The organism is Thalassobacter sp. (genome assembly GCF_982993085.1).
Window position 1 is genome coordinate 2,648 of sequence record NZ_CEZFMW010000097.1, and the last position, 11,177, is coordinate 13,824.

General features: G+C 57.6%; 13 protein-coding genes. 6 read left to right on the forward strand and 7 right to left on the reverse strand.

Going from position 1 to position 11,177, the window contains the following annotated elements:
- The coding region (locus AC4GMC_RS13735; RefSeq protein ID WP_490367020.1) for an ATP synthase beta subunit C-terminal domain-containing protein at positions 1 to 485 on the forward strand (485 nt) is incomplete at its 5' end.
- A gap of 2 nt (positions 486 to 487) precedes the next feature.
- Positions 488 to 868: a F0F1 ATP synthase subunit epsilon gene (locus AC4GMC_RS13740; protein ID WP_487877047.1), complete on the forward strand. Its 381-nt coding sequence runs from the start codon at positions 488 to 490 to the stop codon at positions 866 to 868.
- Positions 869 to 1,007: 139 nt separating this feature from the next.
- On the opposite strand, the gene AC4GMC_RS13745 is transcribed toward AC4GMC_RS13740, so the two are convergent.
- A complete protein-coding gene (locus AC4GMC_RS13745; RefSeq protein ID WP_487877046.1) occupies positions 1,008 to 2,045 on the reverse strand; it encodes a ribose-phosphate pyrophosphokinase in 1,038 nt (345 codons plus the stop codon).
- A 109-nt stretch (positions 2,046 to 2,154) separates the two neighbouring features.
- Between AC4GMC_RS13745 and AC4GMC_RS13750 the strand changes: the two genes are divergently transcribed.
- The gene (locus AC4GMC_RS13750) at positions 2,155 to 2,748 is read left to right on the forward strand and encodes a DsbA family protein (protein ID WP_487877045.1); all 594 of its coding nucleotides are present in this window, start codon (positions 2,155 to 2,157) and stop codon (positions 2,746 to 2,748) included.
- Positions 2,749 to 3,495, forward strand: coding sequence for an alpha/beta fold hydrolase (locus AC4GMC_RS13755; protein ID WP_487877044.1), 747 nt, complete (start codon positions 2,749 to 2,751; stop codon positions 3,493 to 3,495).
- Here AC4GMC_RS13755 and AC4GMC_RS13760 read toward each other — a convergent pair.
- The 5 genes from AC4GMC_RS13760 to AC4GMC_RS13780 form a co-directional block, all read right to left on the reverse strand.
- Positions 3,447 to 4,511 (reverse strand): threonine aldolase family protein, encoded by a 1,065-nt coding sequence (locus AC4GMC_RS13760; RefSeq protein ID WP_487878919.1) that lies wholly within the window; start codon positions 4,509 to 4,511, stop codon positions 3,447 to 3,449. The genes AC4GMC_RS13755 and AC4GMC_RS13760 overlap by 49 nt on opposite strands.
- 5 nt (positions 4,512 to 4,516) lie before the next feature.
- Positions 4,517 to 4,981, reverse strand: coding sequence for a YcgN family cysteine cluster protein (locus AC4GMC_RS13765; protein WP_487877042.1), 465 nt, complete (start codon positions 4,979 to 4,981; stop codon positions 4,517 to 4,519).
- Between the two features lie 2 nt (positions 4,982 to 4,983).
- Complete coding sequence (locus AC4GMC_RS13770) at positions 4,984 to 5,913, reverse strand: bifunctional riboflavin kinase/FAD synthetase (RefSeq protein WP_487877041.1); 930 nt, start codon at positions 5,911 to 5,913, stop codon at positions 4,984 to 4,986.
- A gap of 46 nt (positions 5,914 to 5,959) precedes the next feature.
- Positions 5,960 to 6,403 carry a MaoC family dehydratase gene (locus AC4GMC_RS13775; protein WP_038007880.1) on the reverse strand — a complete coding sequence of 148 codons (444 nt, stop codon included), beginning with the start codon at positions 6,401 to 6,403 and terminating at the stop codon, positions 5,960 to 5,962.
- 123 nt (positions 6,404 to 6,526) lie between these two features.
- Entirely contained in the window at positions 6,527 to 7,402 is an 876-nt protein-coding gene (locus tag AC4GMC_RS13780; RefSeq protein ID WP_487877908.1) for a TIGR01459 family HAD-type hydrolase, read from the reverse strand.
- A 130-nt stretch (positions 7,403 to 7,532) separates the two neighbouring features.
- Here AC4GMC_RS13780 and AC4GMC_RS13785 point away from each other — a divergent pair, with 130 nt between their 5' ends.
- Positions 7,533 to 9,152 carry an ATP-binding protein gene (locus AC4GMC_RS13785; RefSeq protein ID WP_487877907.1) on the forward strand — a complete coding sequence of 540 codons (1,620 nt, stop codon included), beginning with the start codon at positions 7,533 to 7,535 and terminating at the stop codon, positions 9,150 to 9,152.
- 69 nt (positions 9,153 to 9,221) lie between these two features.
- Here the strand turns inward: AC4GMC_RS13785 and AC4GMC_RS13790 are convergent, their stop codons facing one another.
- Entirely contained in the window at positions 9,222 to 10,142 is a 921-nt protein-coding gene (locus tag AC4GMC_RS13790) for a manganese-dependent inorganic pyrophosphatase (protein WP_487877906.1), read from the reverse strand.
- Between the two features lie 139 nt (positions 10,143 to 10,281).
- Between AC4GMC_RS13790 and AC4GMC_RS13795 the strand changes: the two genes are divergently transcribed.
- Entirely contained in the window at positions 10,282 to 10,956 is a 675-nt protein-coding gene (locus AC4GMC_RS13795; RefSeq protein ID WP_487877905.1) for a DUF2161 domain-containing phosphodiesterase, read from the forward strand.
- The last annotated feature ends 221 nt before the right edge of the window (positions 10,957 to 11,177 follow it).

The window sequence follows — 11,177 nt, forward strand, 5'->3', positions numbered from 1 at the left end:
CCGACCCTGCACCTGCAACATCGTTTGCGCACCTTGATGCGACGACCGTTCTGGACCGTTCGATCTCGGAAAAAGGCATCTACCCGGCTGTGGACCCACTCGGTTCCACGTCGCGTCTGCTGGATCCGCTGATCATCGGTGATGAGCACTATAAAGTCGCCACAGACGTTCAGCAGGTGCTTCAGCGTTACAAGTCGCTGCAAGACATCATTGCCATTCTCGGCATGGACGAACTGTCCGAAGAGGACAAACTGGCCGTGGCGCGTGCGCGTAAACTGGAACGCTTCCTGTCCCAGCCGTTCGACGTGGCGAAGGTCTTCACCGGTTCTGACGGTGTGCAGGTTCCTCTTGAGGACACCATTGCATCGTTCAAAGCGGTTGTGGCTGGCGAGTACGATCACCTCCCCGAGAGCGCCTTCTACATGGTTGGTGGCATCGAAGAAGTGAAAGCGAAAGCTGAAAAACTGGCAGCGGAGGCAGCCTGATCATGGCCGCTTCGCTCCAATTTGATCTCGTTTCGCCAGAACGGAAGCTTGCTTCCGTCGAGGCGACCGACATCCAGATCCCAGGCGCGGATGGGGACATGACGGCTATGGCCGATCACGCTCCCACAATCACAACGCTGCGCCCCGGTATCTTACGGGTCATCACGGCCTCTGGCGCGGATGAGTACCTCGTGACTGGTGGTTTCGCGGAGATTACTCCGACGGCCACGTCCGTTCTGGCTGAACAGGCTATGCCCGTGAGCGAAGTCACGGGCGCGATCATGGACACCCTGATCGCCGACGCTGAGGCTGCTGGCTCTTCGGATGAGGCTGCCAAGGTGGTCTCGGACATGCAGGCAGCACGGGCGGCTCTGAACGTCTAAGCAAGCTACCCTCGCTAAAAATACAAAACCCCCGCTCTTATGAGCGGGGGTTTTTCTTTGGGCGGATGCTGAAACAAAAAAGCCCCGCATGCCGTATGGGACGCGGGGCTGTCTAATTTTTGACTATTTTCAGCCGGGTTTATTCCGCCGCGAGGCCGGTCATTCCACGGGGATAGAGCGGCTCATAGATTGGCTCCAGGGTCGCTGTATCAAATAGCGAAGACACTGACGTGCCGTTCCAAATATTTAGGATCGCTTGGGCAAACATCGGTGCGGTGGGCACGATGCGGATGTTCGGGCAGGCTTTGATGGGATCAGTGGCTTGGATCGAATCTGTGATAACCAGCGACTTCATCACCGAGTTGGTGATCCGCTCAACCGCAGGGCCCGACAGCACGCCGTGGGTGATGTAGCTGTGCACTTCGGTAGCGCCTGCTTCGATCAGGACCTCTGCAGCTTTGCACAGGGTGCCTGCCGTGTCACAGATGTCATCCACGATGATACATTTCTTACCGCGCACGTCGCCGATCACGGTCATCTCAGCAATCTCACCGGGTTTTTCGCGGCGTTTGTCGACGATGGACAGAGGGGCCTTGATCCGGGTCGCTAGTTCGCGCGCGCGGGCCACGCCGCCGACATCGGGGGACACGACCATGACGTCCGACATATTGCCCGCAAAGTGGTGCATGATATCGAGCGCAAAGATCGGTGAGGCATAGAGGTTATCGACCGGAATGTCGAAGAAGCCTTGGATCTGGGCCGCGTGTAGGTCCATTGTCAAAACCCGCTCGATCCCGGACTGGGAGATCAGGTTCGACACCAGCTTGGCCGAAATCGGTGTGCGCGCCTTGGTGCGGCGGTCCTGACGGGCGTAGCCAAAGTAGGGGATCACAGCGGTCGCACGGCGGGCCGAAGAGCGTTTCATCGCATCGGCAATGATCAACAGTTCCATCAGGTTGTCGTTGGCCGGGTTTGAGGTCGGCTGGATGATGAACATATCCTCGCCGCGTACGTTTTCATATACTTCGACGAAAATCTCACCGTCGTTAAACCGCTCAACCCGTGCATCCACGAGACCAACGGTCATTCCGCGGTGCATCGACATGCGCTTGGCGATTGATGCGGCCAATTCAGGGTTAGCGTTTCCGGAGATGAGTTTGGGATCTTGCGCGGGCATGGCAGGGCCTTTCGAGGAGGCGCGGTCTATTAGCGACTCGCGCCCGGATGACGTTGACACCGCCTAGCACGGGCCTAGTGTTCGGGCAAACCAAAGCAGGGAGGCCAGCATGGCCCATATAGACTACTTCTTCTCTACGCTTTCGCCTTACACCTACCTGACAGGCACCCGCCTAGAGGATGTGGCCGCCAAACATGGGGCTACCATCACCTATAAGCCACTTGATACCATGACACTTTTCACTCGGACCGGTGGACAAGCGCCCAAGGATCGGCATCCCGCGCGGCAAGCTTACCGCTTGGTTGAGATGCGCCGTCAGGCCGCGCAGCAAGATATGGCAATTAATCTGAAACCTGCGCATTGGCCCACGAACCCAGCGCCTTCAAGCTACGCAATTATCGCCGCACAAAAAGCAGGCGGTGGGGATCTGGGAGCATTGGTGCAAGGCATCTTGCGCTCGGTCTGGGCTGAGCAAAAGGATGTTGCAGACGATGCTGTCGTCGCTGACGCGCTTGAGGCCGCAGGCTTTGACCGGGGCTTGGTGAATGCAGGCCTCTTGGAAGGGGCTGAGGAATACGCAGCTAACCTCGAAGAAGCCGTGCGCCGCGATGTGTTTGGCGTGCCTTTCTTTATTGTCGGGGATGAGCCGTTTTGGGGCCAAGATCGGATTTCCGATCTGGATCATTATCTCGGAACGCTCTGAATGACGCGGCCGCTGTTGGCGTTACATGCGATGTTCATGCATGGTGCGGCAATGGCCCCATTGGCTGAGGCCCTTGGGCGCGAGAGTATTGCGCCCGGGCTGCCCGGTCACCGGCGGGGTCCTCCGTGGGTGGAAAGCCGGGACTATATGGAACAAGCCGTCGACGCTGCATTTGCGGCCATGCCGGATGAACCCATTGATGTGTTTGGTCATAGTCTTGGTGCAACGGTGGCCCTGCATGTCGCGGTTGCGCGACCTGAACAGGTGCGCAGCCTGACTATATTTGAGCCCGCCTTGTTTGCGGTGGCAAGCGGTGCGGCGCTAGACGATTACCTAAATGCGATGGAGGTCGTGAGCCGAGCGCTTGAAGCAGGGCGCGACGGCACTGCGGCTGCTGAATTTCACGCACATTGGGGCACTGGTGCTGCGTGGGAAGATTTACCCACTAACCTGCGCAAGACGATCCTGCGGTTGATCCCGCTCGTTGCTGCAACTGAACCCGCCGTCGTGCATGATAAGCACGGCCTACTACCACAGTTGCGGACGTGCCCGGTGCCTGTCTTGGTGCTTCAGCAGGAGGCGCATCAACAACTACCCGTAATGGCGTCGATTTGTGAAGGTTTGCGCGAGCTTCTGCCAAACGTCACCGTGCGGTCTGTCGTGGGTGAAGGGCGCCATATGTTGCCCGTCACCGCGCCTCAGGCAGTGGCGGCTGAGGTCGCGGCGTTTTGGGCATCTTTACCCTGAAGCAGGGCTAACAGGGCGTCCACTTCGTCTTCAGTCTTGGACCAGTCACAGACAAACCGTGCAAGGATCCTATCGCCGTTGTCGTCCGACAGGGAGTATTGGGCGCCACCTGCAAACGCGCGGTCGTGCGCCTGTTTTGGCAGCCGTGCAAAGATCATGTTGCCCGCAGGATCAGCCTCAAGCCGTGCGCCGATTTTCCGTAGGCCCTGAGCCAGACGCTGGCCCGCTGCATTTGCCTGTGCCGCCAGCTGAAGCCATAGATCATCGTGCAAATAGGCTTGCATCTGTGCCGCAAGAAAGCGGTTTTTGGACCACAGATGCCCCGCACGTTTGCGCCGAAACTGGGCCTGTTGCGCCATGGCAGGGTCTCGGATCACGATGCCCTCTACCCCCATGCAGCCGTTCTTGGTGCCCCCGAATGAGATTATGTCAAACCCTTGCGCCATATCGGCTGCGGTGCAGCCAAGGGCCGCGCAAGCATTGGCAAAACGCGCGCCATCAAGGTGCGTGTAAAGCCCATATTCGCGCGCAATTTTCGTGAGCGTGCGCAGCTCATCTAGGGTGTAGATCGTGCCCAATTCCGTGAGGTTCGTCAGCGAAAGCGCCCCTCGCTGGATTGAATGGAGGTCGGTGCCCACGCGATCAATCGCTGCGCGCAAGTTGTGGGGACAGATTTTTCCATCCGCCCCGTCCACAAGGGTCAGTTTAGCGCCGCCGGAATAAAACTCTGGCGCGCCGCATTCATCCAGTTCGATATGAGAGGCCCGGTGACAAAAAACGGTCTCATAGGGCTGTACGAGCGTCGCGAGTGCCAGTGCATTTGCAGCCGTGCCCACGGTGACCAGCAGGGTCGTCGCCTCGGGCATGTTAAACGCGCGTCGGATGCCTGCTGTCACTTTGTCCATCGAGGGATCGTTGCCATAAGGCATGGCCCCGCCGGTGTTGGCCGCAAGCATCGCTTCCATGATCTTTGGGGCAACGGGTCCCGTGTTGTCAGAGGCGAAGTTGAGGTTCATGGCAGCTACTCGTCTTGCTGGGTTGGTGCGTCGTGACCCAATGGTTCATCGATTAGGTGATCTTCCCAGTCTTCTTCATCGACTTCAAACTCTGGGATTGTCCAGCCGCGCACGGACACGCCTGCGCGGTGGACGCTGTCCGCATCACCGGTCAAAAGAGGGTGCCAAGCGGGTAGCGGCTTGCCCTCATATAGCAGCCGATAAGCACAGGTTTGGGGCATGAAATACGCCACATCCGGCAGCGTTTTTGGGGTAAGAACCACGCATTCGGGCACAAATTGTTTGCGGATCGGGTACTGGGCGCATTGGCAGGTTGCATCATCTAATAACCGACATGCGATACGAGTGAATGCGACTTCGCCGGTGTCTTCGTCTTCTAGTTTGTTGAGGCAGCACTTACCGCACCCATCGCAGAGCGATTCCCACTCCTCTTGCGAGAGCTTGTTGAGGGGGCGTTCCCAGAACTGCATGGCTACATGTCCCGTAGGATGGCACGGGCCTGTTGGCAGTCGGCATCCATTTGGGCGATCAGGGCGTCAATGCCGTCGAATGACTGCTCGGGACGTAGAAAATCAACCAAGCCGACCGACAGCGGTGTGCCGTAAAGATCGCCTTTGAAGTCGAACAAAAAAGTCTCAAGGTTGGGAACCGAGCCGTTGAACATAGGACGGACACCAAGCGAAGCCGCGCCATGGTAGCTGCCCGCATAGGGTCCCTCTAGGACGTCAACAAGAACGGCGTAGGTGCCTAGTTTCGGCAGATGCAGGCCGTCGAGGTTCATGTTCGCGGTTGGAAAGCCCAACTCACGGCCCCGTTTTTCACCATGCACAACGGGGCCGTCCACGCGGTGCCAGTGGCCCAACATAGCGGCCGCCGCGCGGGGATTGCCGTCACTTAGGGCTCTGCGGATATTGGTTGAGGATACTGCCGCGCCGGTGTCACCCTGCAGGATATCGGCAACGATGACCTCAAAGCCGAACTCAGCGCCAAAGTCCTTGAGGGCTGCGACATCGCCTGCGCGCCCTTTGCCAAAGCAGAAATCCGCACCGACCACGACACGGGATAGGCCAAGCCCATCCGCGAGGACCGATTTGGCGAATTCACGCGCGGTTAGGCTGGATAGGTCCGAATTAAAGCTCAACTCGAACAGCGTTTTCACGTCTAACTTTGCCAGTCGATTTGCCCGTGCCGTCGCCGACATCAGCCGAAAGGGTGGGGCGTCAGGGAAAAATACTTCACGCGGGTGAGGTTCGAACGTCAAAACCCCTAAGGGGCCGGGGCCTTTGCGGGCTAAATCTAAGACTTTCTGATGTCCAAGGTGGACCCCATCAAAATTGCCAATAGCCACCGAAGCGCCTCGGTGACTGGCATGAATGTTTTGATATTCCCGGAGTATATCCATGAGCGTGACCTAGCCGCGTGAGCCGGGTCATGCAAGCCGTGTAGGGTCAGTCAAATTTCCGCGATGGCGCGAGAACGATTGCCTCACCCTTGAGGACTTTCTTGCCGTCGATCTCACAATGGGTGTCCATCGTTACACGACGCTTTCCCAAATCCATGTCCGTGACGGTTACAACCGCGTTCACCATGTCGCCGGGGCGGACGGGGGCAAGAAACTTGAGGCTTTGCCCCAGATAAACAGTGCCGTGACCGGGCAATTGCTCGCCAATGACAGCCGAGATCAGGCCCGCTGTCAGCATGCCGTGGGCGATCCTACCTTCAAAAATGGTGTCGCGCGCGTAATCGTCATCAAGGTGCACTGGATTATGATCAGTCGAGACCTCGGCAAAAAGCTCGATATCGCGATCGGTGATCACTTTGCGCAAAGAGCGCGACATACCGATTTCGATATCTTCGATACAGATCGTTCCGCGGGGCATGTTGTCGAGCATGGGCTCTCTCCTTCTTCATAGTCGTGCTAGACTATTTCAGGCCATGCTGCAATGCAGAAAGCAATAATGCGACAATTTTTGCGTATTTGGGGCAATTTAATTGCGGTGCGAATTTGGGGCCGATCAGCGGAGCATACCGATTGTGTAGCGCGGCTCACTTTGGTGATCCGTCAGATACGCCGCCAGCTTTGATGCCTCTGGACCGCCGGTTGTGCCGGTACCTGTTTCGCGTGCGGCCAGCCCCCCACTGATGAACAACACATCAAGGTCTTCACCAAGCGCGCCCGATACATCCGTGCCGATGCCATCCCCAATGGCAAGGATTTCGCTGTCTGCGACATCATCAATTTGTGCCAGCCGTCGCCGGGCCAGATCATAGATCGGGGGGTGGGGCTTGCCGAAATACAGGCTTTCGCCCCCCATTTCCGTGTACAATTGCGCCAACGCGCCTGCACACCATTCGCGGACCTCTCCACGGTCAACGATGATATCGGGGTTGGCGCAGAGCAGTTTCAGCCCTTTGGTTTTTGCGGCCAGAAATGCGGGCCGGTTTATGGCCGGATCCGCCAGCGAATCGAAAGGCCCCGTGCAAACAATGCCCTCAGCTTCATCAAGGCTAACGCGTTCAATTTGAACCGGTTCATCCAAAAGGGCGAGGGGTTCGAAAAACCCGCCCTCATCCGGCAGGCCGATGTGATAAACTTTGCGCCCCACGACCCCTTGGAACATCGCCGCGCGGGCACTGTCACCGGATGTAGCGATGGTATCATAGGCATCAACAGGCACGCCGATCTGAGCCAGTTGCGTGGCCACACTGGCGCGAGGACGCGGTGAGTTGGTGACCAAAACCACAATGCCACCGGCGCGGCGGTAGGCTTGCAATGCAGCGACGGCCTCGGGGAAGGGGACGACGCCGTTATGCACGCAGCCCCAAAGGTCCACGAACATCGCTTTGTAGCGTGTCGAGATATCAGAAAGCGCGGAGATAATTTGGGTCATGGAGAGCCTGTGTTCGCTGAGATTTCCTCACATGACGCGAGTTACACACGGGTAAAGATAATTTCCCGCATTAACGCAATGGTAACTTGTTCAGGGGGAGGACGTTTCCATGGATTAGGGGACGATTGCGATGCACTATCTTCAACACGAACTGTACGAGCGGCTTGGCGCAGGCGGGGAAATCCTCGATTTCCTGATGGAGGCCGGGGGTGATGGGATATCTTACCTAGAACTTGCATCCCCCGACGAGGGTTGGATGTCGAATGGGTTTTGGCGCGCCCTCGGCTATGATCCAGATGCCCAGCCCCAGAAGCCGTCTTGGCAGGATATCGTTCACCCAGATGATTTGGGCAAAGTGAATGCGGGTTTTCAGGCTCATCTGGCGGATGCCACGCAATCGCATGAACAGGTCGTGCGATTTAAGCACGGTGAGACTGGCAAGTGGGTGTGGATGCGGTGTCGCTTTATTGGGCTGAGTGATGTTAGCGGCACGACAGATCGGATGCTGGGTGTGCATTCGGATGTTACCGCATTGCATGAAGCCGAGGGTTTGCTACGCGGCACCGTCGAGGAATTGATGGATGCCCGCACCGATCTAGAGGCCTCGGTACAAGCCAAAATCGCATTCCTAGAACGGATAAGTCACGAAATCCGGACCCCTATGAATGGGATTTTGGGTATGGCCCAAGCCCTCGTGATGCAGGACCTGCCGATCGAAGCAACCAGCCAAGTGGCGGTGATCAATCGCTCCGCGACCGCATTGTTGACGCTGCTGAACGACTTGCTCGACATGGCGCAGATCGAAGCTGGAACCACGACTATTGAAATGGCGCCGGTGGCCCCGTTTGAATTGGTGCATGAAGCCGCAATTTTGTTCGAATGTATGGCGCGGGACAAGGGGGTGGAGATTGTCACCATAGGGGATCAAACGCTTCCGGACCAGGTGATGGCCTCGGGCCGGACCATCCGGCAGGTGATTGGCAACTTGGTCAGCAATGCTATCAAATACGCAGGCCAAGGCACCGTTGAGGTCCGAGCCTACCTACAGCAAGCGGTAACGCCGGGGGCGCATACATTGCGGGTGTCTGTTGTGGACACGGGGCCGGGTATCCCCGAGGCCCTAAAGGGTCCGGTGTTTGAGCGGTTCTCACAGGGAGACGTTGTCACAGGGCGAGGCGAGAGCGGGGCAGGTCTTGGTCTGCCAATTGCGCGACAGCTATGTCAGTTGCATGGCGGCGACCTCGTACTCAGCGATACCCCGGGTGGCGGGGCGACCTTCGATGCGACTTTCGTGGTCCAAAGCTCGAAGCAGGCCTCCCAAGAGACTACGGAGTACCATGCACATAAGCAGGCTAAGGATCCGCTTCAGATTTTGGTCGTCGAAGACAATGAGATGAACCAAATGGTTCTCAAAGCCCTTCTCGGTCACATGAACGCAGAACTGGTTTTTGCCAATAATGGGTTAGAGGGGCTGAATTTAGTGCGGAAACAGACGTTCGATGCTGGTTTCATCGATATCAAAATGCCCGTCATGTCCGGCACCGAATTCGCCCAAGAGTGGCGCGCGCTTGAACAAGAGAATGCCGTTGGTCGGTTGCCGCTGATTGCATGCAGTGCGAATGTCCTGAAACATCAGGTCGAAACATACGTTGATGCGGGTTTTGACCGACATTTGCCCAAGCCAGTCACGCTGGCCGGGCTGCGTGATTGCATCAATTGGGTGCGGTCGGTGCGCGGGGCCTACGCCTAGCTAGGTTCAACCCCTGCGGGATATCCATTGCCGGGGCGAGCTGCCCGGCAATGGATCATGTCTCATATTTTAGACAGCGAGGTTCGGGATGATCTGCTTTTTGCGGCTCATAACGCCGGGCAGGATAACCGCGTCACCCTCAACCGTCGCGCCAAAGCTTTTCTCGGCCACGGCCTTTGTCAGATCGTTCGGGATCAGCATCGTGGCTTGCTCGTTGAGGATATCAACGACAAAAAGCAGAACCTGATCGACACCGTCCTCAGCCGCAACGCTGGTCATTGTCTCCATGATAGATGCCTTGCGGTCCAGCACGACGTCAGGCGCAGTGGTCTCTAGGACAGATACGCGGAACTTGGTGCCTGCGACTTCGTACTCTTTGCTGTCCATGCGCAACAATTCAGCGTCCGAAAATGCAGAGACGTCGGATTTTGCAGCAAACATCGCTGCGGCATATTCAGAAATATCTACGCCCAGATCCTCGGCCAACGCATAGGCGATGGCTTTGTCTTCTTGGGTCGTCGTGGGGGAACGGAATTCAAGCGTATCGGACAGGATGCACGTCAGCATCGCACCCTTGATCGCCTTGGGCGCCTGCGCCAGATCATCGCCGATCATTTTCCACATGATGGTTGCGGTACAGGCCAGCGGTTCGATCCGAATGTCGATGGGGCCTTTGGTTTCTAGCCCGCCCACCAGTTTGTGATGGTCAATGATTGCGCGGACGTCTGCGCCGTTGATGTTGGCGGGCAGTTCGGCGGGGTTATTGGTATCCACGATCACGCAGGGCTGGTCGTCAGCGACGTCTGCGATGATCTCTGGTTTGTCCAGTTTCCAGTGGTCCAGCATGAACAAGGCCTCGGTGTTCGGCTCACCCAGCAGGACGGGTTTGGCGTCTACGCCTTTGATCTGGTTGAGGTACCAAGCCCAGATAATGGGCGATCCGGTAGAGTCGGTATCAGGTGCTTTGTGGCCGAAGACGAGCGTTGTCATAGGTTCTGTCCGTTGCAAAAATGAGGTTGGCGCGGGAGTATCAGGGCGCGCGTGTCTTGTCACGAAGCCAAGGCGTCGCGGGGCGGGCGCGGGCACAGAGCTGCTTGACACTTTGGCCAAGCTGCGCGGTAACTCGGCCATGGCAACCATCCGTGAAACAGAGCTTTATGCGCCCGTCAAAACCTTTCTGGAAGGGCAGGGCTATGTCGTGAAATCCGAGGTCGGTGCGGCAGATGTGGTTGCGGTGCGGAGGGCGGAGCCGCCTGTTGTTATTGAGCTAAAGGCCGCGTTTTCATTGTCGCTGTTCCATCAGGGGATCGCACGTTTGGGCATCACGGATACGGTCTATGTCGCCGTGCCGCGTGGCCAGGGAAAACGGTGGCAAACCAGCCTTAAGGCGAACATCAGTTTGGCGCGTCGGCTGGGGTTGGGGGTGATTACGATCCGGCTGTCCGATGGGTTAGTGCAGGTGCACTGTGATCCGGGCCCGTACGCACCGCGCAAAAGTGCCAAGCGCCAAGCGCGGCTGCTAAAGGAATTTGCACGTCTAGAGGGCGATCCGAACACAGGCGGCGCCACGCGGCATGGGCTGGTCACCGGTTATCGCTCTGACGCCCTCAAATGTGCCGCTTATCTGGCCGAAGCGGGTGCCGAAAAGGGGGCTTTGGTCGCTAAGGCCACCGGTGTGCCGCAAGCGACAACGATCATGCGCGACAACCACTATGGCTGGTTCGACAAGGTTGAAAAGGGTGTCTATCGCCTGTCTGCTTTGGGGCAGGTGGGGCTAAGGGATTGGGGCGATGTGCTGGGCTAGGACACTGGTCTAGATCGATTCTGCCTCGATTTTGTGCTCCTTTTTTCGCGCCATAAATGGGGTGTCAGGCCGCGCGCGAATCCCTTAGATAACACTTCACGAGAATGGCCGACGTTGCTTACAGCCAAATATGCCCTGTTTTGGCGAAAATTCTCTCTCCCCTAAGTGTTGACAGCTTGCCGCAGCCTGCTTACCTACCTGCCGTTAGCACTCACACCGAG